The following is a 24,708-nucleotide window of genomic DNA, read 5'->3' on the forward strand; positions in this document are numbered from 1 at the left end:
GCAGGTAAGATCACCTGCCCAGAGAAGGTGTGTGTCATGAGTCAGAAGAAAGCCTATACAGCTGAGTTTAAAGAAGCCGCGGCCAAGCTGGCGGTGGAGTCCGAGCAATCCGTCAACCAGACCGCCAGGGAGCTGGAGGTTAACGTCAATACGTTACATACCTGGATCGCCAAGTACCACCGCCAGCAGAGCACCAAGGGCGATGGTAAAGTGGATGAGCAGCACCTCTATGATGAGTTGAAGCAGCTCCGCCGAGAGAACGCCCGACTCAAGGAAGAGCGAGAGCTGTTAAAAAAGGCGGCCGCCTTCTTCGCCAAAGAATCTCGCTAAGGTATGCCTTCATCGACGCCAATCAGGGTAAGTTCAGCACTGCCCTGATGTGCCGCGTGTTTGAAGTGTCTCGTAGTGGCTATTATGAGTGGCGGTCCAGGCCGCCCAGCCCGCGAAAACAGCAGGATAAAGCGTTGAAGGCGAAGATCCGTAAACACCACGAAGAAGGCCGGGCAACCTATGGAACGCGGCGTATTCAGAAGAAGCTGACGGGAGACGATGAAGCCGTCAGTCGCCATCGGATTGCCCGACTGATGAAAGAGGAAGGGCTGGCATGCAAGACGCGGCGGAAGTTCAAGGCCACCACCAACTCGAAGCATGACAAGCCGGTCGCGCCGAACCTTCTGGCGCGACACTTCTCGGCAGAAAAGCCGGATCAGGCCTATGTGGGGGATATCACTTATATCCCGACACGGGAGGGATGGCTCTATCTGGCGGTCTTTATCGACCTCTGCTCACGGGCGGTGGTGGGCTGGTCGATGGGTAGCCGAATGCCGGCGTCTCTGGTGAGCGATGCGCTGAGCATGGCGATCTGGAAACGCAGGCCAGCTGCCGGGTTACTGGTTCATAGCGACCGAGGCAGTCAGTATGCTTCAGATAGCTTCCAGCGCTTGCTCAAGCAGCATGACTTCCAATGCAGCATGAGCCGGAAGGGAAACTGTTGGGATAACGCCCCATCGGAGAGTTTCTTCCACACGCTGAAGACCGAGCTGATCTATCACGAAGACTTTACGACGCGGGAAGAAGCGAAGCAGGCCATCTTCGAGTATATCGAAGTGTTTTATAACCGGGTGCGGCTGCACTCCAGCAATGACTACATGAGTCCGTTGGACTATGAATCAGAGCTGCGAGCAGTTGCTTGAGAATGTGTCCGGAAAACTGTTGCCAGATCACGGCTGAACAAATCGATTTTAGGCTGGTAGTGCAGCAAAAACTCATTATTTCTGAGCGCATGCAGCAACTCGGCATAAAGCCGGTGCCGTTGTTGATCTTCAAGGTGCAGCATTGGCTCAAAAAACACATAACGCCCCTTACCCTGCTTTTTTGCCTCATACATGGCCTTATCAGCATGGCCGAGCAAGTGTTCACTGTGACTGGCGTCTTCAGGATAAACCGCAATGCCAATGCTGGCAGACACCCGTACCTGATGGCCATGCAGATGAAAAGGTTCATTAACGGCGGATAACATTCGCTCAAGAATATCAGTGCATTCCAGCGCATGGTGCAGGCCGGTGATCATCAGCGCAAACTCGTCTCCGCCAAGCCTGGCCACCGCATCACAGCTTCGCACCAGCAAGGTCATTCGCTCAGCCACTTCTACCAGTAACCTGTCGCCGGCAGCGTGACCCAGGGTGTCGTTTATCTGTTTGAATCCATCCAGATCCAGATAACACACGGCTACCATGGTGCTGTTACGCTGGGCCGCGGCCATGGCACGCTCAAGTAACTCACTGAACAACTGCCGGTTAGGAATGCGGGTCAACGAGTCGTAAAGCGCCTGCTGCCTCAGCTCCGCCTCATGCTGCTTGATATGACTGATATCAGTAAGCAAAAACACATGGTTTTGCACCACATCCTGTGCATCTTTAATCACAGACTTGGACAGTAACAGGTTGCGCTCGGTACCATCGCGATGACAAATCACACACTCGCCCTGCCAGTGAGCCGGATCCTGGGTATTTCCGGGCAGGGCCGGTCTTTCTTCACACTGATGTTCGAACAGGGTTGAGACCCGGACGGTGACCTGCTCCGCTGTATAACCGGTAATACGGGTAAAGGAAGGATTGACTTTAATTACCCGGTTATCGGCATCCGTCAGCATAATGCCATCGTAACTGGCTTCAAAAACACTGGCTGCCAGTTGCTGTTGTACTTCAAAAGCGCGCTGCTCGGTAATGTCGTGACCCACACAGATCATATCGCCGTTGGGCAACATAATGTTGGCCCAGAGTGTGGTCAGCCGCTCTCCCTGGCGGTTCAACGGGTGCCATTCTCTGAACTCTGAGCCATGTACTTCCCTGAAGGTATGCCACAGCTGCTGCTGTTCTTTAGGATCAGGATAAAACAGACTAATGGGCGCCTCATGCTGCTCCAGCTCTGCAAAGCACCAGCCAAAGACCCGTTCACACTCCTGATTCCACAAAATACAGCGGCCCTGAGTATTAAAGCCGTTGATCAAAATGGGCGCGTGCAGAAACAGCACTTTCAGCCGGTTAAGCAAACGTCCGGATGTCAGGTTCAGATCATGTTGTCTGATATCCAGTTCCTGCTCCCGCCATAGCAGAGCACCATGCTCGGCCAGCAGGGCAAGCTGGTTCCGTGCCTGTGTATTCAGCTCCGGCACCGGCTTATCAAACTCCAGCAGCAAGAGCCCGCACACCTGCTTGCGACTCAGAGGCACTGCCGAGTAAAGTCTGGTGATACTCTCGGGCAGCTGACTTGCACTCAGCGGGGTATAAAAAACACCTTGTTGCCAGGCTGCAAGGTAATGCTGATCCTGCCAGCCTCTGAAGCCATCACCCATCACATCCGCAACTGCACTTCCGCCGTGCAGAAAAAAGACAAAGCAGGCCCGGCTGGCCCCCGCCCTGTCAGCCGCGCTTTTACACAAGTGAAGCCAGATATCAGTGTTGTGCGCATCGGCTGCCTTGCCGAAGATAGCTTCCTTTTTATTCTGCGCTCGCATGTAATGGCTGTCCTGATCGTTTTCGGCATTCGCTAACGTTCAAGCATAGAGCATGTGCTCAGAATACGCGCGACTCAGGCCGCTGCCACAGCTCAGCAGCCACCTCAAAAAAACCTTTGGCGAGCAGACTGGCCCGGCCATCATTGCCCATCACCAATGCGCCAAGCCGCGACATGGCAGGCAGCGCGAGAGGCCGGCATTGCACCCCGGGCAGCTCACTGAACAGCACGCTGCCCGCTGGCACCAAAGCGCAGCCCAGCCCCGCATGCACCCAGCGCATCAGCCGGTATACCGAATTGGAGGTCAGCACCGGCTGCAGCGGCACCCCTGCCTGCCCGAACCGGGTATCCAGATAATGGCGAAAGTACATACCGGTTTTGGGCAAGCACAACGGCAGCCCTGTCAGACTGCGGGGCGTGAGCTGGCTCGGCAGCCGTTCACCCCAGCCTACGCCATAAGCCAGCACCACACCCTGCTCGGGCAGAGCCAGGCTACGAAAACGGCTCAGCACCTCGGGCTCAAAAAAACCACCGCCAATATCCAGGGTATTTTGCTCCAGACCGGCCAGTATGTCGTCGGCGGTCATATCATTCATTTCAAAGCTGACACCTTGATGCTGCTGCCGCATTCGCGCCAGCACCGGGCTCAAGTCCATGCAGCTCAGCGGCACCAGCCCCAGACGCACCGTGCCCGTAAGCCGCCCCTTCATGGCGTCAACTTCCAGCCGCAGGTTCTGATACTGACCCAATAACACGCGCGCCCGGGCCAGTACCATCTCCCCTTCGGGCGTAAAACCTTCAAACTGTTTGCCACGGCGCACCAGTGCCACACCCAGATCCTGCTCCAGCTGGCGCAACCGCATCGACAGGGTTGGCTGAGTGACACAGCAGGCCTGAGCGGCCCGGCCAAAGTGCCGGTGCTCCGCCAGCGCACATAAATAATGCAATTGTTTAATGTCCATCAGACCGTGCCTTTCATCACAATTTAAAATTGAAAAGTCTATCTGTAATCAATTTTTTCTATTGCAGTATCAAGCCTTTCAATTAGAAAGACAAAAGCCCGCTCCCTACACTGAGAAACATATTCGTTATTCGGACAGCCGTGATGAGTAAAAAGATCAAACCTTATCAGGGAGCGGCCGGTGGCTGGGGTGCCCTGGCTTCCACTACCCGCTTTGTGCTGGGCAGCAAAAAGCCCGCCGCCAACATTCGCAACCTCCTGCGGGCGAATCAGGTGAAGGGCTTTGACTGCCCGGGCTGCGCCTGGGGGGATGAGCAGGGCAAGCATTTTTCCTTTTGTGAAAACGGGGCCAAGGCCATCAGCTGGGAGGCCACCCGCCACCAAGTCACGCCGGCATTTTTTCGGCAGCACCCGGTAAGCCAGTTGCGCCAGCAAAGTGACTACTTTCTGGAGTATCAGGGCCGCATTGAGCAGCCCATGTATCTGAACCGGGAAACCGACCACTATGAACCCATTTCCTGGCACGACGCCTTTGCCCTGATCAGCCAACACCTGAACCGGCTGGAACACCCGGATCAGCTGGAGCTGTACACTTCCGGCCGCGCCAGCAACGAAGCCGCCTATCTCTATCAGCTGTTTGGCCGCAGTGTTGGCACCAATAACTTTCCCGACTGCTCCAACCTGTGCCACGAAGCCAGCGGTGTGGCGCTGAGCCGCGCCATTGGCGTGGGCAAGGGCACTGTCACCCTGCAGGACTTTGACCGGGCCGATGCCATTTTTGTGTTTGGTCAGAATCCGGGCACCAATCATCCGCGCATGCTGCACAGCCTGCGCAATGCGTCCCGCCGGGGAGCCGCCATTGTCAGTGTGAACAACCTGAAAGAACGGGGTCTGGAGCGCTTTGCCGATCCGCAAAGCCCGGCAGAAATGCTCACCACTAAAGATTCGACCATCTCCAGCCTGTATCTGTGCCCGCGTCTGGGCGGCGACATGGCACTGGTGCGGGGCATGGTGAAGCTGTTGCTGGAGTGGGATGCCGAGGCGACAAGGCGTAATGAGCCCGGCCTGCTGGATCGGGCATTTATTGCCGAGCACACGCAAGGCCTGGAAGACTACATCGCCATCGTGGCCGCCACCCCATGGCAACAAATAGAGCAGCAATCGGGGCTGAGTCGAAATGAGATAGAGCAGGCAGCCAAAGTGTACGCCAGCGCCGGGCGGGTGATCTGCACCTGGGCCATGGGCATTACTCAGCACAAGCACTCGGTGGCCACTATTCGCGAAATCACTAATCTGCAGCTGCTGCGGGGCCAGCTTGGCAAACCCGGTGCCGGCCTGTGTCCGGTGCGCGGCCACAGCAATGTGCAGGGCAACCGCACCGTGGGCATTAATGAACAGCCTTCCAGTGAGTTTATTGACAGGCTTGAAGCCCACTTCAAGACGCCCATGCCCCGCCAGCCCGGCCATAATGCTGTGGCCGCCATTCAGGCCATGCTGGACGGTAAATCAAAAGTGTTTATTGCCCTTGGCGGTAATATTGCCGCCGCTGCGCCCGACACTCATGTGACCGCCGAGGCGCTGGCCAATTGTGATCTTACCGTGCAGATCAGCACCAAGCTTAACCGCAGTCATTTAATGGCGGGCCGTGAGGCGCTGATTTTACCCTGCCTGGGCCGCACCGAGGCGGATGTGCAGGCCGGAGGGCCGCAGTTTATTACCGTGGAAGATTCCTTCAGTATGGTGCATGCCTCACAGGGAGTGGGCAAACCCAACAGCCCGCACCAGCGCTCGGAAACCGCCATTATCGCCGGCATGGCTCAGGCAACCCTTGGCGATAAGCCGGTTAACTGGCTGGACCTGGCCGACGACTATAACCGCATTCGCGAGCATATTGCCGCTACCCTTCCCGGCTTTGAGAATGTTAATGAACGGCTGCAGCAGCCCGGCGGCTTTTATCTGGGCAACAGCGCCGCCGACTACCACTGGCAAACTGCCAGCGGCAAGGCCAATTTCTCGGCAGAGGCGCTGCCCGAGCAGCTGCTGCCCGCCAGCGCTGAGGGCGAGCCGGTATCTGTGCTGCAAACTCTGCGCTCCCACGATCAGTACAACACCACCATCTATGGCATGAATGACCGCTATCGTGGCGTGTATGGCCAGCGCATGGTGCTGTTTATGCACACGGACGAAATGCGCCGGCGTAGCCTGCACGAAGGGGATGAGGTGGAAATCATCTCCCTCTGGCACGACGGGGCCGAGCGCAGAGTGGGCGGCTTTAAAGTGGTGGCCTATGATATTCCCGATGGCAACGTCGCTGCCTATTATCCGGAGACCAACCCTTTGGTGCCCCTGCACAGCACCGGTGACGACAGCCATACCCCCACTTCCAAGTCCATCGCAGTATTGATCCGCCGCCAGGCCAGCCAGCGAATTGTCTGAGCACAAGAAACACCAAAGCCAGCCCCGAGTGGCTGGCTTTTTGTGCCCTTTACGAACTTGTGGTTCGTTTCTCTGCGCTGTTGCCCTTCTGTTTAAAGTGCCGCGCTTGTGGTGCGCCCCGAACTGATAATCCGGCTTGCGACAGGGTCCGGTGATGCCGGCCTGCTGTTCCCGTTAAGGTGTAAACATAGTAACCCCAAGCCGTGAGTGAGTGGTTGCGAAGTCACCCTTTAAAATCATCCTTTTCGCAATCATTCACCCCATATAAACTATTAATTGAATAGTTGTTGTTATGGAGTGTGAATGTGAGCAAACTGATACAACTGGATCGCACCGACAGGCGCATTCTCGACCTGATGCAACGCCATGGTCGCATCAGCAATCTGGAGCTGGCCGAGCGGGTTGGATTATCGCCTTCGCCCTGCTCACGCCGGGTAAAGGCGCTGGAAGACGCTGGCCTGATTGCCGATCATGTCACCCTGCTCAACGCCGCCAAACTGGGGCTGACCCTGCAGGCCTATATTCATATCTCCCTCGACCGGCACACGCCGGAGCGTTTTGAGGCCTTTGATGCGGCCGTGCTGGGCTTTCCTGAAGTGCTGGAATGTGACCTGATCACCGGTACAGAAGCCGACTATCAGCTCAAGGTAATAGTGCGCGATATGGAGCATTATCAGCAGTTTTTGCTGGGCAAGCTGACCCGGCTGGAAGGAGTGACCGGCGTACGCTCCAGCTTTGTGCTCAGGCGCATCAAGCACGATACAGCGCTGCCGCTGGATCATCTGGCTTGAAGTCGGGGACTGGTGAATAGGGACCAGGGAATGGTGTAAAACAATTGCAGGCAACGAGTATGCATACAAAGAGGTTAAAGGGGGCTATTTCGCGACCGATCAAATGCCAGGGATGATGAGATGGACACCTCTTGGGTAAGCGGCGTCGTAATGCGCCATATTTGGGTTGAAGCTCAAATAACCACAAAAGGTGTCCGATATGAACATTACACTCATTGGTCTCGATTTGGCAAAAAATGTGATTCAGGTTTGTGGCGTCAATCAAGCTGGCAAGGCGATATTCAATCGCAAGGTGACCCGGCATAAGGTATTAGAGCTGCTTAGTCAGTACCCTCAGGTACCCATTGCGATGGAAGCCTGCAGCGGCTCCAATTACTGGGGGCGCACCCTGCAACAGCGGGGTCACCCAGTGATGTTGCTGCCACCTCAACATGTGAAACCCTTCGTCAAAGGCAATAAGAACGACCGTAATGATGCCTTTGCCATCTGTGAGGCGGCACGGCGCCCCAATATGACGTTTGTCCAGCCTCGCACGCTGGAGCAGACCGACATCAGCCTGGCGCACCGGCTGCGAGAGCGCCGTGTTGGGGAGCGAACCCGGTTGATTAACCAGTTACGGGGCTTGCTCAATGAATACGGCATTGTCTTGGCCGGCGGTAAAGAAAACCTGAAGCAGGCCATGCCCTTGCTGCTGGAGGATGCCAGTAACGAACTGACGCCACGGGCGCGAGCCTGCTGTCAGGATATGATGGAAGAATGGCGGCAGCTGGATGAGGCTATCCGGCGCTTGGATAAAGACATCGAACAGCAATGTCGCGATAACGAGGCCTGCGCCCGACTCACCGACATTCGAGGTGTAGGCGCGGTAACTGCAACCGCCATGGTCGCCTTTGTCGGTAACGGCAGTCAGTACCGCAATGCCCGGCACTTCTCCGCCAACCTCGGGCTGGTGCCGAAAGAGCACTCCAGCGGTGGTAAGCAAAAGCTGGGCAGCATTACCAAGCGTGGCAATGGGTACTTACGCAAGCTGTTGATACAAGGTGCTTGGTCAATTATCCGGCATCTGAATAAGGCGACAGACCGGTTCTCACTGTGGGTCAAACAGCTGGTCGAGCGTCGAGGCAAGCAGCGCGCTGCGGTCGCCACGGCCAACAAGCTGGCACGGATTATCTGGGTCATGCTGTTCAGGCAGGAGCACTATCGGGCAGCCTGAGCTGACATGAAGAAACCGAATTAACCCCCGTTTAGCAGGAAGGAAAACAAGAGGTTATCACCCCGACGAAACGCGATGTGGAAAACGTGAATGAGGCAACAGGTTAAACCGGCCCTTGCAAACGCCGGGCAAATGTCAGGAGTCTGAACTCCGTAGGGACGATAGGCAGCAAGGGCGCGGTTCTCATTAGGGCCAGAGTGAGCCAAAGACTCACTCATCAACACAGGCCGAATATACGGGTGCAGTTAATCCTGGTCGCCAAAAAACACGGAAACCCCACTGGCGAAAAGCGAGGTGTCCATATATGGCATTTGCCGAGCGCTCATGGGGCGAGCTTGCTCGCCGTGACGAAGTAAAAAGCCTGATCGAACATTAATTATGTTCGCAGCAGACTTTTTAGTGAGTGGCACCCAACGAAGCGTGTCGAGAAATAGCACCCTTTGGCCGGCTTATTGCGGCATATCAGACAACTTGAAGCTTACTGCCAGTCGAGGATTACCTTGCCGGACTGGCCGGAGCGCATAATGTCAAAGCCCTGCTGGAAATCATCCACCTTGAAATGGTGAGTGATGATGGGGCTGAGATCCAGGCCGGACTGGATTAAGCTGGCCATTTTGTACCAGGTTTCAAACATTTCGCGGCCATAAATACCCTTGAGCACCAGGCCTTTAAAAATAACCTGAGTCCAGTCAATGGCCATATCAGACGGCGGTATACCCAGCATGGCCACCTTGCCGCCATGATTCATCTTGTCCAGCATATCCTGAAACGCCACCGGCACACCGGACATTTCCAGGCCCACATCAAAGCCTTCGGTCATGCCCAGCTCGGTCATCACATCACTCAGCTTTTCGGTGGCCACGTTTACCGCCCGGGTTACTCCCATCTTGCGGGCCAGCTCAAGGCGATATTCGTTTACATCGGTGATCACCACATGGCGGGCACCCACATGGCGGGCTACGGCAGCGGCCATAATGCCAATGGGGCCGGCACCGGTGATCAGCACATCTTCACCCACCAGATCGAACGACAGCGCTGTGTGCACCGCATTGCCAAAGGGGTCGAAAATGGCGGCCAGATCGTCAGACACTTCATCGGGCAGTTTGAAGGCATTAAAAGCCGGAATAACCAGATATTCCGCAAAGGCACCGTCACGGTTTACACCCACGCCCGAAGTATTACGGCACAGGTGCGTGCGACCGGCACGGCAGTTGCGGCAATGGCCGCAGGTAATGTGCCCCTCGCCTGATACTCTGTCGCCAATAGCAAAGCCACGCACTTCCTGGCCAATGGCCACCACTTCGCCCACATATTCGTGGCCGGTAACCATGGGCACCGGAATGGTATTTTGTGACCATTCATCCCAGTTGTAGATATGAATATCGGTGCCGCAGATGGCGGTTTTACGAATTTTGATCAGCAGATCGTTATGACCCAGCTCGGGCTCGGGTACGTCGGTCATCCAGATGCCGGGCTCGGCCTTCAGTTTTGCCAGTGCTTTCATGCTTTTTCTCCTTCAATCACGCCCAGTTCACGGCCAACGTCGGTAAAGGCCGCAATGGCCTTGTCCAGCTGCTCGCGGGTGTGGGCCGCCGACATCTGGGTGCGAATACGGGCCTGGCCTTTGGGCACCACCGGAAAGGAAAAGCCAATAACGTAAATGCCTTTTTCCAGCAGCTTGTCGGCCATTTGTGAAGCCAGCGCCGCATCGCCCAGCATTACCGGAATAATGGCGTGATCCTTGCCGGCCAGGGTAAAGCCGGCGGCGGTCATTTGCTCTCTGAAATAAGCGCTGTTTTCTCTCACTTTTTGCCGCAGATCGTCACCGTTTTTCAGCATCTCCAGCACCTTGATGGAGGCCGCTACAATCGCCGGTGCCACCGAGTTGGAAAACAGATAAGGCCGGGAGCGCTGACGCAGCCAGTCGATCACTTCCTTTTTGCCCGAGGTATAGCCGCCTGAGGCACCACCCAATGCCTTGCCAAGAGTACCGGTAATAATATCGACGCGGTCCATCACTCCACAGAACTCATGAGTGCCCCGGCCCTGTTCACCCACAAAACCCACAGCGTGGGAGTCGTCCACCATCACCAGCGCATTGTATTTGTCGGCCAGATCGCAAATGGCGCTCAGGTTGGCAATCACGCCGTCCATGGAGAAAACACCATCAGTGGCAATCAGCTTGAAGCGGGCACCATCGGCCTCGGCCTGTTGCAGGCGGCTTTCCAGCTCGGCCATATTGTTGTTGGCGTAGCGATAGCGTTTGGCCTTGCACAGACGCACACCGTCGATAATGGAAGCGTGGTTCAGCGCATCGGAAATAATGGCGTCTTCCGGGCCAAGAAGAGTTTCAAACAGGCCAGCGTTGGCATCAAAGCAGGAGGTATAAAGAATGGTGTCTTCCATACCGAGAAAAGACGACAACTCGCTTTCCAGCTGTTTGTGCAGATCCTGAGTGCCGCAGATAAAACGTACCGACGCCATGCCAAAACCATGGCTGCTCAGCCCCTGCTGTGCGGCTTGAACCAGGGCAGAATGGTTAGCCAGACCCAGATAGTTGTTGGCACAGAAGTTGATAACCTCCTGCTCACCCACGTGAATGGCAGCACTCTGGGGGGAACTGATCACCCGCTCCTGCTTGTAGAGACCTTCTGCCTTAATGTTTTCCAGCTGCTCAGCTAAATAAGCATAAAATGCCGACGACATAACAAACTCCCGTTTTCCATGTGGCTATCTGGGTTTAACTCAGACCATTTTACTACCTCCGTGTAGCATACTCATAACTTATCCTGCTCAAAAGCACTATTTTTGACATCCTCCCCTCCCTAAAGGAAGGGGATTCCTACAGCTAGACGGCAATGTCCTGCCGCGTGAAAGGGATCACCGGAAGGAGGCACCAGAGGCACACTGATAACGCCTTTGCCGCCTCTGTGAGTGATAACTAAATAGTAACACAGGCCCACTGTTAGTTTTTCGCAGCTCAGGCGTGATAAACTTGCGGCAAAATTTCTTCGAATTGCCGGACACCCACTCCGGCCAGCAAGAGGCAAACAAGCATGATCATTGTAACTGGCGGTGCCGGCTTTATTGGCAGCAACCTGGTAAAAACCCTGAATGAGCAAGGCCGCACCGACGTGGTGGTGATCGACGACCTCACCAACGGTACCAAGTTCGTCAACCTGGTTGATCTGACCATTGCCGACTACCTGGACAAGGACGAGTTTCTGCACCGCATTGTGTCCGGCGATGAATTCGAGGAATGGGGCGGTATTGAAGTGATCTTCCACGAAGGCGCCTGCTCCGCCACTACCGAGTGGGACGGCAAGTTCATGATGGAGAACAACTACGAGTACTCCAAGGATTTGCTGCACTACTGCCTGGAGCGGGAAATTCCGTTTATCTATGCCTCTTCCGCGGCCACCTACGGCGGCCGCAACGACAACTTCATTGAAGAGCCGCAATACGAGCAGCCGCTCAACGTGTACGGCTACTCCAAGCAGCTGTTCGACCAGTATGTGCGCCGCCTGATGCCCGAGATTAACTCTCAGGTAGTGGGCCTCAAATACTTCAACGTGTACGGCCCCCGTGAGCAACACAAGGGCAGCATGTCGAGCGTGGCCTTTCACCTCAACACTCAGTTGCACAAGGGAGAAAACCCCAAGCTGTTTGAAGGCTGCGACGGCTTTGGCAACGGCGGCCAGATGCGCGACTTCATCTATGTGGGCGACGTGTGCAAGGTGAACCTCTGGTTCTGGCAGAACCCGGACGTGTCCGGCATCTTCAACTGCGGCACCGGCCGCGCCGAACCCTTCCAAAACGTGGCCGAGGCGGTAATCAAACACCACGGCAAGGGTGAAATCGAATACATTCCCTTTCCCGACCACCTGAAGGGCCGCTACCAGAGCTTTACCGAGGCCGACCTGACCAAACTGCGCGCCGCCGGCTACCCCCACGAGTTCAAAACCGTGGCCGAAGGCGTGGCTGAGTATATGAGCTGGTTGAATAAGTAAATTATGTTGCGCTGACATTGACAGAAAATAACTACTTTTGTCAATGTCAGTTATTCAATAATGGAAGAAAGATAACATTTTACTTTTGAAGGGGCATCATGAACCAAGAAGAAGATGTAAACCTGTTTTTAGTCACATCTCCATTTCAACTTATTTGCGCCATGGAAGCAATTCGCGAATACAAGCTAGAAAGAAATATATTAGCAATCACAAAACAAGTCCACAGCAAGGGGCAGCAGCAAATAAAGGCTCTTCTTAATGAAGATGAGTGGGATAAAATACTAGAACTACCTATAAAAAACAAAACCTTTAAAATCCCCGCTTTCATAAGAAAGATCAGAAAAGAAACAAAAAATAAAGAAATTAATAACATCCTGCATGGAGAATACGCAGCTTGGAGAACCAAAACAATTATAAAGAACATAAAATACAAGCATGAAATCATGTTTGATGATGGCACCGCAACAATTAACGATTACAATCAATATTTAAAAAATAAAAAAAGCACTGACAACCGTAAGGGTTTTAAAGATTTACTTTTAATAATGCAAGGCATTTCACCACCAAGAAAAATGTCTTTCAGAGAAAACTTTGATTTGTTTAGTATTTATCAGTTTGATAATTTCCCTTACGCCAAAAAGCTAAACAAATTAAGCTACATTAAATCAAAGCTCAATAGCACAGACTGCTATTCTATTGATGCTCCTGCTGGTTTCCTTGGTCAAGGAGAGGTTAGCTTTGATGGCAATAGTGGCATGACATTAGCAAGTTACTTTAAATTACTAAAAAAATATCACCAGCACACTAAAAAAGAAATCATTTATTTCCCGCATCGGTCTGAGTCGAAAGCGGTAAGAAGTGAAGTAGAAAAACTACCTTTTATTACTTTTCATGATAGCGAATGGCCGATAGAAATTGAGATATCCAAGAAAAAAATAAAGTTATCTAGCATTGCAGGAGTTTCATCTACGGCACTGTACACGCTATCTTTAATACATAATGACATGCCTATATATAGCATGCATCAGGATGACTGCTCTTATTATAAAAACACTGATAGACTTCTAAAAGCTTATGAAGAGTTAGAAGAATACTATTCGAAAAGCAATATAAAGTACATATAGAAATTTATCATGGATGCTAATGTTATCGCATCCATGATAATATCATCAGTAGTTATCTATATTACTCCAACTGACTGCTTGATTGACTTTAATATCAACACTCACCCTTTTGCCAACTATCTCACCTAAATACTTTGGTTCAATTCCAAATCCGGGCCTTACACTGCGCACACAATCTGGCGTGATAATATCACCTGCTTTCATGTCTTTCACAAAATACAGTGAACGGCGAAATTTAATATTGCTTTGCTCACTGGATTTTCGGCCGTAGTCTACTTTACCCAATGCCTGCCAGGCTGTTTTGCTGTCCCGGCACAGTGCAGCCAGCTCTACGGGCTCCAGAGAGAAGCTATCGTCCGGTCCGCCACCATTACGGTCAAGAGTGAAGTGCTTTTCAATAATAGAAGCGCCCATCACTACACTGGCAATGGCTGTGGTGTTATCCAAGGTATGATCGGATAACCCGGTAACCAGCCCAAAGCGTTCAATCATGTCGGGAATGGTGCGCAGGTTATAATCTTCTGCTGGTGCCGGATAACCGCTTACACAGTGAAGAATGGCCAGCTCCTTGCAGCCACCTTCTCGTGCCGCTTCTATGGCTTCCTGAATTTCTTCGGCATCCGCCATGCCGGTAGAAATAATCATCGGCTTGCCGGTGCTGGCAACGTATTTGATAAGCGGCAGATCAACTGCTTCAAAAGAGGCAATTTTATAAGCTGGAGCATTCAGTTCTTCCAGCAGATCTACTGCAGTATTATCAAACGGTGAGCTGAAGATAGTAATACCAAGTTTACGAGCGTGCTCAAAAAGCGGCTTATGCCACTCCCAAGGCATATGCGCTTGTTCATACAGATCGTAAAGTGTTCTGCCATCCCACAGGCCACCTTTTATCTGAAACTCTTCACTATTACTGTTTAGTGTAATCGTGTCGGCAGTATAGGTTTGTAATTTAACAGCATCCGCACCTGCCTTTTTTGCCTCTTCGATAATACGAAGTGCAGTTTCCAGCTTACCGTTATGGTTGGCAGACAGCTCGGCAATAATGTACGGCTGATTACTTAAACCAATCTTTCGGCCGTTAATTGAAATTTCAGCTGACATAGAATAAGCCTTATACTTTACTCAGTTTCAAGATTTTTTCCCGCATAGCATCTTTCTGCTCATGCCATTCAGAAGATAGAATGCCTAAGCAATACACATCAACAGGTGAGCGCTCTATATAATGTTGCTCCCTAAGTATACCTTCAATTTTGAAGCCAAACTTCTGGTGGAGCTTAATAACAGGAGTGTTGAACGCTAGCACTTCACAACAAAGCTTATTTAGCTTCATATCATTGAATGCATGTTCTAGTGCCAAGAACTCCATTTTGCTACCCGTTCCTTTAGGAGCTTCAGGAGAGGCATAAAATGCCCATGATGCGTTGTGACTAGCAATATTAATCCCAGTAAATGCAACCACCCCGAGAGGAACACCTTGAAATTCGTACATAAAATACAGTTGGTTGTTATCTTCTTGGATACGTTCCCACCAAGCCAAATGTTCAGTAAGACTAATTTCGTGGCGGGTATACATGTTGGCTCTAACACTAGGCGAATTCCGCCAAGAGAGCATAATTTCTAGCTCACTCGGTTCAATAGTTCGTAATTGTCCAATTGCTTTAAGAGACATGTTCTTCCCTTTTCTACTGAGTTGATATTTTGCTAACTACCCGTTCGCAGCCTTTTCCATCAGTAATATTACTGGCGTGCTCTACAGTACTTCCCAGTTTTTTTTCTACTGCAGAAAATTCTTTTATGAAAATTTCTAGGTCATGACTTAAATCATCTTCTAGTAACAGCTCTCTGACTGCACCTGCTTTTGTCAATAGATGGGCTGCATAACGCTGATTATCAGCCAATACCACCATAATCGTTGGCACTCCGAGGCAACACCGCTCCCACGAAGTAGCTCCTGCTGCGCCAATAGCTAAATCACTATCGGCCATCAGCTGTGCCATATTGCTGACGCCAACCTTAACCTCTGTTTGCCATGGCAAACTGTCAGCTTGCTGCTTTATCGCTTCCAGCCAGGGAGCCGTTGCGCCCATCACTACCACAATGTTGCAATCGGCCGGGAGTTCGCAGTCACGCAGTGCGTCCAGCACTTGCCCGGTGACATTGTCTTTATCCACTCCGCCCATGGTGATCAGCAACTGGCGCAGTGCCGGTTGGCGGCGGCGCTGCAGGCTGTATGGGCGCAGTTCGGCAAACTCCGGCCGAAGCAGCGCATACTGTGAGCCACATAGCAGCTCACAGCTATCCGGCACCAAGGGGCGATAGTCTGCTGTATTTCGGCCAAAAGTCTGGTCCAGCAACAGATTGCACTGGTGCTCTCGATCAGCCAGATCATCAATCACCATGATGCTCGCTGCATGTCGGGATGCCTGCTGCTCCCAGCGGGCATCCAGTGCATAGTGATCAACCACCAGCCAGTCTACAGGCTGATTGCTGAGAATGGCGCAAGTCTGTTTGGCATCCTGCTGCCACGTCACACCCAGCCAGCTGGCATGATTATTCCAGTTCAGCGCGGCTGCTACATGTTCTTTGTCATCAGTGACTGGCAGCAGGTGCAATGCAAAGCCTCTCGCGGCAATGAGCTCTCCCAAATGCCCTTTGTGCTCACGACAAATAAACAGACACTCATGGCCTTGTTGTTTCAGCGCTTCAGCCAGTGTTAAGCAACGCATGACATGGCCGGTGCCAATTTGAATGGAAGCATCGGCACGGAAGACTATTCGCATAGCCATTAGTTCAGCCGCTTAAAGCCGCTATGACAAACAGGTCCTTTAAGCAACTCATCAATTGACCGGCCTTCTTCACACTCTTTAACCAAAGCGAAAACAGAATCAAGCTGTTCAAAGAATTCATTTACAACTATTTCTGTATGTTCAGTGCAAACATAAACGGAATTACTAGCGAGATAACCTTTAGCCAACATTTCCTGAGTGATGAGTGTTTTGTATTTTAATGCGTTTTCACTTACAAAAGTGAAACCCGTCAGTGCTGGAAGACCCCAGTGATTAATCTTAAGCGCATATTTATCCGCCAGACTCTGCCAGCCAGATCTGATTGCCAGTCCTGTTTTCGTGATTTTATTCCAAGACTGCTCCCGCTCCATAATTTCCAGTGTTTTTAAGGCGGCAACAGAACCAATTCTTTCAGTCCAGAAAGTACTACTGATAAAGCTAGTTTGTGCTGCTTCCATTACTTCTCGTCGGCCTATCGTCGCCGTCACTGCATAACCATTACCCAGGGCCTTACCAAACATAGCCATGTCTGGTTCAACCCCATATTTCTTATGCAAGCCACCAAAGGTTTCACGAAAACCAGAAGTACACTCATCGAAAATCAATACAATGCCTTTCTGGGTAGCCAGCTCACGAACCTTATGCAGGAAGTCATTTTCTGGCCCCATATTGCGAACCACTTCCATTTTGATAACACCGATATCATGCCGGCTAACTAACGCTTGAAGGCCTTCAAAGTCATTATAATTAAAGGGATACACAGTTCCTTTTAAATTACCGGGAACGCCATTGGGTTCTAATCCAGGTAACAGATGACCAGCTAAGTTTTCATCATCGCCTAGATTGGCAGACAAATACCAATCATGCCAACCATGATATCCGCACACAGCAACTTTATCTTTACCGCTTGCAGCGCGCGCAATACGTATAGCAATAGCATTGGCTTCCCCACCTGAACGAGCAAAACGAGCCATGTCTGCCCAAGGGTGTAGCTCAATCAGTTTTTCAGCAAGATAGACTTCTTCTGGAGCATTAAAAGTAGACATGTTACCAGATTTAACAGCCTGCATCACAGCTGCATCAACTTCTGGGTGCCCATAACCCAAGGTGTTGGTACCTATACCCATAATACTCATATCTGTATAAGCACGATCATCGAGATCCCAGACAGTACAACCTTTTGCCTTGCTAAAATAAGACGGCCATTGCTCAGGCAGAAACATTTCAGGTCGCTTGGATAGCAACATATTACCACCCGGAATAATGCTTTTTGCACGCTTCCATAGTTTTTGTCCCTTACCCATATTGGCTCCTTCATTTCTTTGTAATATCTGATTAGCTAAGAAAATATCAGTTCGTGTACGTTGTAATGTTGCGACATCCTGCCATCGAAAATGCAGATTTGGATGGAAATGTGTAAATACACTTCTTATTACTTCAAGGTCGGCGGCTTCATCAACTGTCCAACGCCAGTCAGATAAGTCTTCATCGTTACGAAATGACGCCTTTTTGAAATGACCGGACTCTCTCAAGTAAGGTGTCACATGCTCATGATCATATGCTGATTGAGTCATCGCTGCAGACTGTATCAGAGCGCTGTGAGTAAAGACTTCTATATCAAGACCATCAGGATAAGTCACTGGATCACAGTTAGTATAATAATCAACACCTGCGATCTTGAACTCGTTTACTGCTTTATCAACCAAAGCAGGATCAACCAGAGGGCAGTCACCGGTAATGCGTACAATAATATCTGCTTCACTAAACTCAGCGGCCTGCAAGAAACGCCCCAATACATCATCTTCACTTCCCTGAATACAGTCGTATCCCAGACTTCTCACATGCTCAACCAAAGTATTATTGCGAATATCATCCGAGGTGGCGATCATTATTTGATCAAGACTTTTCGCACGAGAAAGGCGCTTAAGAAGAATTTCGATCATAGGCAGACCAGCAACGGGCTTCATCACTTTACCCGGTAGACGGGTGGATCCCATACGAGCCTGAACAATAGCTACAGTTTTCATAAATCATTCCAATATGAGGGGTTCAATAACTTACTGTCTGTCATTGATAGTTCAGCTGGCAAAGAAAGACAAGATCCCTTTGAGGCATGTATAACTTGCTTAAACTGAGCTGCTGAGTCCACACCTACCACAACCTTTTCTATTTCAGGAATAGATAAGGCGTGCCGCAAACAGGCCTGTAAAGCAGATTGCCCTGTATCTTCCAACCACTGCTCCCATTTAATCCAGAGATCATTCCAGCGGGAGAATTTTTCAGGCCGTTGTTGCCTTGACATTAGTAACAACCCTTGCATAAACACTGACCGCACATGAAGTGATGTCCCCATCCCCTTTAGTCTTTGAAGCCAGCCAGAGTCGGAAAGACGATTATCAATAATACTGAAGGGAGCCTGAATTACATCAAAATGGAAGTGCTCACAAAGCAGATCAAGCTCTTTCGGCTCATAAATTGAAATGCCTATTCGTTGAACAATTCCCTGTTGCTTCAAGCCTTGTAACTTTTGATATAGTGTGTCACCAAATGATTCCAATAATTGGGAAGGGCGATGGAGGAGTAAGGCATCCAAAGTTGAAACCTTGAGCCGAGAAACAGAACCTTCTAGTTGCCAGTTTACCCACTCAGCTATATCCAAGGAACCATATGGAACCTCTGGAAGCTTGGTTATAACCGAGAACTCACTTAAGTCATGTTGCCCAAGTGCTGATTCACTTTCGCCATAGGCAATAGCAGTATCTAAGGTAAAAATACTCTCAGTTTTAGCCAGATTCAAGATACGAGTAACTTCGCTACTTTCCACTTGTCCAGTCAAGTTAGCGATACCATAAGGAATACCAAACTGTACTGTCCCTAAGGCTAACTTAGATGCATTAGTTATCATTTAAAGCTTTTCCCAGCACTTTAATAACTTCATTCTGTTGCTTATTCGTCAACCCCTGATACATTGGAAGACTGATAGCTTCACTGTAATAACGCATTGCTTCAGGGAAGTCGACAGGCTGGAATCCCATCTCACGATAGTAAGGCTGAGTATGCACCGGAATATAATGCAGGTTTACGCCAATACCCTGTTCGCGCAAGTCTTCAAACACCTGACGATGGCTTTTACCGATCTTGTCCAGCTCCAGGCGAATCACATACAGGTGTAAACCGGAGTAACTGTCGGGATGTTGCCAGGGGGTGATGACCGGCAGATTTTGCAGCAATGCATCATACCGTTTTGCCAGTTCATGACGGCGGGCAATAAACGCATCCAGCCGTTCCATCTGACTAATGCCCAACGCGGCCTGCAGTTCGGTCATACGGTAGTTATAACCGAGCTCAACCTGCTGATAGTACCAAGGGCCGTCCGGTTCATGAGTCATCAGGTTCTGATCACGCGTAACGCCATGGCTGCGATACAGGTTCATTCTCTCGGCCAGCGCATCGTCATTGGTCAGCGCCATGCCGCCTTCGGCAGTGGTGATGATTTTTACCGGATGAAAGCTGAACACGGTAATGTCGCTGTAGCGACCATTGCCGATGTACTCGCCCTGATATTTGCCGCCTATGGCGTGAGAGGCATCTTCAATTACCTTGAAACCAAAACGCTGAGAGAGCGCATGGATTACCTGCATATCACAAGGCTGACCGCACAAATGCACTGCTACCAGCACCTTGGGCAGTTTGCCTTCTTGCTCTGCCAAAATCAGTTTGGCTTCCAGTGCCTGAGGGCACAGGTTATAAGTACGCGGGTCAATGTCCACAAAGTCTACCTGTGCGCCACAATAGAGGCCACAGTTGGCAGATGCGACAAAGGTAACCGGCGTGGTCCAGAGCCAGTCGTCTTTACCAAGCTCCAGTGCCAGGCAGGCAATATGTAACGCGCTGGTGGCACTGTTCACAGCCAGTGCGTGTTTGGTACCTACCTTGTTCGCGACAGTCTGTTCAAACAGGGGCACTTTTGGCCCTTGAGTCAGAAAGTCAGACTTCAATACTTCAACCACGGTATCAATGTCTGTTTGAGTGATGTCCTGTTTGCCGTAAGGGATCATTAGATACTCCCAATTTTCTCACGATTAGTTTCAATCCAAGACTGCAGCTCTTCATCACTCATCCATTCAGCGTTGTTATCGCTAGCGTAAACAAAACCTTCAGGAACCCTTTTACCATCTTTAATTCTATTAACATCTTTATCCCAATTATTAATCTGTGGCAGGATCTTATAATGTTCAGGATACTCATAAGTGTAGTGTGCATCCTCGGCACCAATCATCTGCTCATGCAGTTTCTCACCAGGACGAATACCAACAATTTCCTGTTTGGCTTCTGGTGCCACAACTCGAGCCAAATCGGTTACTTTCATTGATGGAATCTTCTTCACATAAATTTCGCCACCTTCCATATCTTCAAAAGCATGCCATACAAGCTCTACACCCTGCTCAAGTGAGATCATAAAACGGGTCATACGATCATCGGTAATAGGTAAAATTCCCGTGTCTTTAATAGACATAAAGAAAGGAATTACAGAACCACGAGAGCCCATTACATTACCGTAACGCACAACTGAAAAACGAGTCCCTTCTCCACCAGCATAGTGGTTGCCAGCAACAAACAACTTGTCAGACGCCAACTTAGTAGCACCGTAGAGATTGACTGGGCTGCAAGCCTTATCAGTAGATAGAGCAACCACACCTTTCACTTTTTTATCAATACAGGCATCTATCAGATTCATAGCACCGTCGATATTGGTTTTCACACACTCAAACGGGTTGTATTCGGCAGTAGGAACAATTTTAGTAGCTGCGGCATGTACAACATAATCTACGCCGTCCAGGGCTCTATATAGGCGCTCACGATCACGTACGTCACCAATAAAAAAGCGTACTCGAGGATCATCTTGATACTTTTTAGCCATATCCCACTGCTTCATTTCATCACGAGAGAAGATAATGATTTTTTTGGGATTGTATTTCTCAAGCGTCATCGGAACAAAAGTATTCCCAAATGAGCCTGTACCGCCGGTGATTAAAACTGTGGAATTCTTTAACATTCGATTATCCTTTAAGTGTTATACAATGTAGTGCAACCGGGACTTAATATATTTCTTTGATAAAAAATTAAAATTAGTTGTTTTTCTTTAAAACTAATGATGAGAAGATTTAATTTGAAAAAAACTTGGTGGATACATATCAATTGAAGTGAAGTAAGGCGCTCCACCTTTGCAATACAGGCTTGGATGAAAAAACCAAACCATTCGCTCAATGCAAACTGCGGTTTCCACAAGCGAAAAGTTACTCTGTTACAATTACCTGCACTAGTGTAACCATAACCCGCGATGCCTTTATGCCTCAGCCAAAAAGCTTGCTCGACCTCACTGTCTGCCATAGTAACTTGGTTATTTTTCAGAAGCACCCACAGCATTTCTTCGCCTGCCAGCAGCGACCAGCTGCTATACTCGGTAGAGTGATGAGCACAACACCTTACCGCACTTCTATTGTATTCGCCAATGATCATACTACCTACCGTTTGAGAGGGCATCACAGATAGTGATTTTGCTGCAGGCGATAGCACCAACGGGAGCATTCGACCACTACACTCTACTCTTCACTTATGTTACCACGACTAAAATACACTCCGAAGTGCTCTGTGTAAGCTGATGCTCTGGTAAAGCTAGCTCACCTTGTAGGTCAACAAATTGGTGTCACCCTGAAGGATGACTCCAGTCCGCTCCCAGCTTGGGATCCAGATCGATCTCAACCTCGTCGGCGTAAAGCACGGGATTATCCTGGCAGCAGTCTGCAAGCACCTGTTTTTCTTGCTCAATTTTGACGCCATAGTCCGGGTCCTTGATGAGCAATATCAGCATAACGCGACGCCAACAATACCTTCACGCGGCAGCCAACGGCCTAGTGTTGAGTGGGAGATGCCGAATTTTCTTGAAGAACGCACAGTCTTCGTAACGCAGCTGGATGGCCATGACTCGAGGGGCGAGCAGCTTGCGCGTGGTCTGAATAATCTTATTTATTCGGTGTCGCTCTGAGCAAGACAGGAATGATAGGATCAGCATGAACTCAGTCCTTCGAGTGTCGTTTTGTTTTTTTGGTGACTGATCAAATCGCGAAAACTGGACTGAGTTCTCTTCCTTAAATGATCTACTATTCGGAAAACTATTTAAACGGATAAAATGATGTAATAATGTCTAGGCTAACTTATTTAGCCAGAAAGTAATAATATCTTACCAAATTAATTAGCATCCGAATTAAACTGCCTTTCAAAATGAAGCTTAAGTTCAGCCAGTCGCTTTGTATAGTAATTTTCCGCATTTATTTTTATAAACTCCACAGGTAACGCTTCGTCTAGTATTGACAAAGTGTACAATGCTGTAGAACCAAAACCTAACACCTTGGAAAATTTTAAGGATTTTTTTATGACCTCCATCTCAATTGGACTGCTTGGAGTATAATAAGAGAGATTATTTACACTTAAAACCTTTTCTGTTAAAGATGCGCTTTCCGTTCTATGGGGAAAATAAACTATACCCTTATTATTAGCAGACAATTCATTTAAAGCATCCATGTACTCTGACTCAGGTATAGTGGCATCAGAAACACCACCGTCGCCAATAAATGCAACAGGTGCTGAACCATCATATATATTATGACTCATCATCCCCCTCAAAATAGAAAATCGATTCCTATTTACAGTGTGGATATTACTATCGATGTCAAACATAGTAAAAATCTCAACATTTCCATGCCCGCCAACGAATTTAATACTTTTTAAGCCATTCACTCTCAACCATAAGTTGTATAGTTTTTTTTCCTTTACTTCCATCAACTGATTTTTGATATGACTATTATATTGAAAAACTGTCATAACCCCATCATCAATGTATATATAACGGTTAAACGATAGGTTTTTCAAAAAAACTGAGGCATACCAACCAACATAGTCAGAAACAAAGAAACCATCAACCACTGGATAATTTTTTCTAATCTTATTAATAACAAAGGGAATTGTAAGTGAGCGCCTTATATAAATAACCTCATCCCAGTCGCTATCATCTATAAGGTCAATTAACTGCTGACTACCGACCCTCTCACTCTCATTGTTACTAACCTTGACGACAAGTATATTCCCTAAAGTCTGGTAGTACATTTTAGCTTCTTTGGCACAAATATACTGGAGTGGAGTTGTCACAAAAAACAAATTCATAAATAAATCCAGCCCGGAGGATAAAAACTTAACAAGTAGTTAATAGATTATTATTGCTACCACACTAGCCATCTATTATCATACAATACACTCATTATCAAAGATATAAAATTAATAATGAAACTGCTAGTCATAGGCCCGTCATGGGTCGGAGACATGGTGATGTCCCAAAGTCTTTACATCACCCTGAAAAAACAGCATCCCGGGGCCGAGCTACATGTGATGGCACCGGCCTGGTGCTGCGCACTGCTGGAACGTATGCCTGAGGTCGACAAGGCCATCGTTATGCCTCTGGGGCATGGCGACTTTAAACTGGCTGAGCGCTTTCGACTTGGCCGAGCGCTTGCCAAAGAAGGCTATAACTGGGCCATTATTCAGCCCAATTCGCTCAAGTCGGCGCTGATCCCGTTGTTTGCCGGCATCAAAAGGCGCACCGGCTGGAAAGGCGAATCCCGCTACGGCCTGCTCAATGATCTGCGCAGCAACAAGCGTGACTTTCCGCTGATGGTGGAGCGTTATAATGCTCTGGCCTATCCCAAAGCTCAAATGAACAGCCATCAGGATATCCCTGAGCTGCCCTGGCCGGCTTTTAGCGTAGATGAACGTAATCAGCAAGCGGCACTCAACGAGCTGGATCTGAGCATCGACAGACCAATACTCAGCCTGTGCCCCGGTGCCGAATTTGGTCCTGCCAAGCGCTGGCCGGAACAATATTATGCTGAAGTAGCCAAACAGCAGATTGCGCAGGGCCGGCAAGTGTGGATTTTTGGTTCAGCCAAAGATGTGCCGGTGGCAGAAGTCATCAAGCACAGCCTGCCGCCCGAGCTTCAGCAGCATTGTCATGTACTGGCCGGTAAAACCTCACTGCATCAGGCCATTGATTTAATGGCGCTGAGTACTGCCGTGGTGTCCAATGACTCGGGCCTGATGCATATCGCAGCCGCCCTGCAGCGACCACTGGTAGGCGTGTATGGCTCTACTTCTCCCCAATACACGCCGCCACTGGCAGAAAAAGTAGCGGTAGTGCATACGGATATTGAATGCCGGCCCTGTTTTAAACGGGAATGCCCGCTGGGTCATTTAAAATGCCTGAAAGAGCTGCCACCCCAGCGGGTAATTGATGCCCTTGCCAAGCTTAAAGACGATTAATC

General features: G+C 49.8%; 21 protein-coding genes. 7 read left to right on the top strand and 14 right to left on the bottom strand.

Features of this window, described 5'->3' with window-relative positions; translation table 11 throughout:
• Positions 1-36 precede the first annotated feature (36 nt).
• A protein-coding gene (locus N2M06_RS14915) for an IS3 family transposase (RefSeq protein WP_346351146.1) occupies positions 37-1,193 on the top strand; the annotation gives its coding sequence in 2 pieces (ribosomal slippage) (positions 37-304 and positions 304-1,193; 1,158 coding nt in all).
• On the opposite strand, the gene N2M06_RS14920 is transcribed toward N2M06_RS14915, so the two are convergent.
• Both N2M06_RS14920 and N2M06_RS14925 read right to left on the bottom strand, forming a co-directional pair.
• On the bottom strand, positions 1,163-3,016 hold the full coding sequence (locus N2M06_RS14920; protein ID WP_346351147.1) for a diguanylate cyclase: 1,854 nt from the start codon (positions 3,014-3,016) through the stop codon (positions 1,163-1,165). The genes N2M06_RS14915 and N2M06_RS14920 overlap by 31 nt on opposite strands.
• 58 nt (positions 3,017-3,074) lie before the next feature.
• On the bottom strand, positions 3,075-3,977 hold the full coding sequence (locus N2M06_RS14925; protein ID WP_346351148.1) for a LysR family transcriptional regulator: 903 nt from the start codon (positions 3,975-3,977) through the stop codon (positions 3,075-3,077).
• Positions 3,978-4,120: 143 nt separating this feature from the next.
• Between N2M06_RS14925 and N2M06_RS14930 the strand changes: the two genes are divergently transcribed.
• From N2M06_RS14930 to N2M06_RS14940, 3 genes are all read left to right on the top strand, one after another.
• A complete protein-coding gene (locus N2M06_RS14930) occupies positions 4,121-6,412 on the top strand; it encodes an FdhF/YdeP family oxidoreductase (protein WP_346351149.1) in 2,292 nt (763 codons plus the stop codon).
• A 314-nt stretch (positions 6,413-6,726) separates the two neighbouring features.
• Positions 6,727-7,203: an Lrp/AsnC family transcriptional regulator gene (locus tag N2M06_RS14935; RefSeq protein ID WP_026344760.1), complete on the top strand. Its 477-nt coding sequence runs from the start codon at positions 6,727-6,729 to the stop codon at positions 7,201-7,203.
• 199 nt (positions 7,204-7,402) lie between these two features.
• Entirely contained in the window at positions 7,403-8,416 is a 1,014-nt protein-coding gene (locus tag N2M06_RS14940) for an IS110 family transposase (protein WP_346350953.1), read from the top strand.
• Between the two features lie 478 nt (positions 8,417-8,894).
• Here N2M06_RS14940 and tdh read toward each other — a convergent pair whose 3' ends face one another.
• Positions 8,895-9,920: an L-threonine 3-dehydrogenase gene (gene tdh, locus N2M06_RS14945; RefSeq protein WP_019934491.1), complete on the bottom strand. Its 1,026-nt coding sequence runs from the start codon at positions 9,918-9,920 to the stop codon at positions 8,895-8,897.
• Positions 9,917-11,122: a glycine C-acetyltransferase gene (locus N2M06_RS14950; protein WP_346351150.1), complete on the bottom strand. Its 1,206-nt coding sequence runs from the start codon at positions 11,120-11,122 to the stop codon at positions 9,917-9,919. Before N2M06_RS14950 ends, tdh begins: the two co-directional genes overlap by 4 nt.
• Positions 11,123-11,472: 350 nt before the next feature.
• Between N2M06_RS14950 and rfaD the strand changes: the two genes are divergently transcribed.
• Both rfaD and N2M06_RS14960 read left to right on the top strand, forming a co-directional pair.
• Positions 11,473-12,426, top strand: coding sequence for an ADP-glyceromanno-heptose 6-epimerase (gene rfaD, locus N2M06_RS14955; protein ID WP_346351151.1), 954 nt, complete (start codon positions 11,473-11,475; stop codon positions 12,424-12,426).
• 98 nt (positions 12,427-12,524) lie between these two features.
• On the top strand, positions 12,525-13,550 hold the full coding sequence (locus tag N2M06_RS14960; RefSeq protein ID WP_346351152.1) for a hypothetical protein: 1,026 nt from the start codon (positions 12,525-12,527) through the stop codon (positions 13,548-13,550).
• A 45-nt stretch (positions 13,551-13,595) separates the two neighbouring features.
• Here N2M06_RS14960 and pseI read toward each other — a convergent pair whose 3' ends face one another.
• From pseI to N2M06_RS15010, 10 genes are all read right to left on the bottom strand, one after another.
• The gene (gene pseI / locus N2M06_RS14965) at positions 13,596-14,651 is read right to left on the bottom strand and encodes a pseudaminic acid synthase (RefSeq protein WP_346351153.1); all 1,056 of its coding nucleotides are present in this window, start codon (positions 14,649-14,651) and stop codon (positions 13,596-13,598) included.
• Between the two features lie 10 nt (positions 14,652-14,661).
• Positions 14,662-15,219: a UDP-4-amino-4,6-dideoxy-N-acetyl-beta-L-altrosamine N-acetyltransferase gene (pseH, locus tag N2M06_RS14970; RefSeq protein ID WP_346351154.1), complete on the bottom strand. Its 558-nt coding sequence runs from the start codon at positions 15,217-15,219 to the stop codon at positions 14,662-14,664.
• A gap of 13 nt (positions 15,220-15,232) precedes the next feature.
• Positions 15,233-16,336, bottom strand: a complete 1,104-nt coding sequence (gene pseG / locus N2M06_RS14975) for a UDP-2,4-diacetamido-2,4,6-trideoxy-beta-L-altropyranose hydrolase (RefSeq protein WP_346351155.1) — start codon at positions 16,334-16,336, stop codon at positions 15,233-15,235.
• On the bottom strand, positions 16,336-18,363 hold the full coding sequence (locus N2M06_RS14980; RefSeq protein WP_346351156.1) for an aminotransferase class III-fold pyridoxal phosphate-dependent enzyme: 2,028 nt from the start codon (positions 18,361-18,363) through the stop codon (positions 16,336-16,338). Before N2M06_RS14980 ends, pseG begins: the two co-directional genes overlap by 1 nt.
• Entirely contained in the window at positions 18,360-19,241 is an 882-nt protein-coding gene (locus N2M06_RS14985) for an aldo/keto reductase (RefSeq protein ID WP_346351157.1), read from the bottom strand. Before N2M06_RS14985 ends, N2M06_RS14980 begins: the two co-directional genes overlap by 4 nt.
• Positions 19,231-20,394, bottom strand: a complete 1,164-nt coding sequence (pseC, locus tag N2M06_RS14990; RefSeq protein ID WP_346351158.1) for a UDP-4-amino-4,6-dideoxy-N-acetyl-beta-L-altrosamine transaminase — start codon at positions 20,392-20,394, stop codon at positions 19,231-19,233. Before pseC ends, N2M06_RS14985 begins: the two co-directional genes overlap by 11 nt.
• Positions 20,394-21,392 carry a UDP-N-acetylglucosamine 4,6-dehydratase (inverting) gene (pseB, locus tag N2M06_RS14995; protein ID WP_346351159.1) on the bottom strand — a complete coding sequence of 333 codons (999 nt, stop codon included), beginning with the start codon at positions 21,390-21,392 and terminating at the stop codon, positions 20,394-20,396. Before pseB ends, pseC begins: the two co-directional genes overlap by 1 nt.
• A gap of 11 nt (positions 21,393-21,403) precedes the next feature.
• Positions 21,404-21,856 (bottom strand): hypothetical protein, encoded by a 453-nt coding sequence (locus tag N2M06_RS15000; RefSeq protein WP_346351160.1) that lies wholly within the window; start codon positions 21,854-21,856, stop codon positions 21,404-21,406.
• 187 nt (positions 21,857-22,043) lie between these two features.
• The gene (locus tag N2M06_RS15005; RefSeq protein ID WP_346351161.1) at positions 22,044-22,208 is read right to left on the bottom strand and encodes a hypothetical protein; all 165 of its coding nucleotides are present in this window, start codon (positions 22,206-22,208) and stop codon (positions 22,044-22,046) included.
• Between the two features lie 377 nt (positions 22,209-22,585).
• Entirely contained in the window at positions 22,586-23,557 is a 972-nt protein-coding gene (locus N2M06_RS15010) for a hypothetical protein (RefSeq protein ID WP_346351162.1), read from the bottom strand.
• A gap of 117 nt (positions 23,558-23,674) precedes the next feature.
• Here N2M06_RS15010 and waaF point away from each other — a divergent pair, with 117 nt between their 5' ends.
• Positions 23,675-24,706, top strand: a complete 1,032-nt coding sequence (gene waaF, locus N2M06_RS15015; RefSeq protein ID WP_346351163.1) for a lipopolysaccharide heptosyltransferase II — start codon at positions 23,675-23,677, stop codon at positions 24,704-24,706.
• The last annotated feature ends 2 nt before the right edge of the window (positions 24,707-24,708 follow it).

This window comes from Oceanimonas sp. AH20CE76 (genome assembly GCF_039654065.1).
Classification (GTDB): domain Bacteria; phylum Pseudomonadota; class Gammaproteobacteria; order Enterobacterales; family Aeromonadaceae; genus Oceanimonas; species Oceanimonas smirnovii.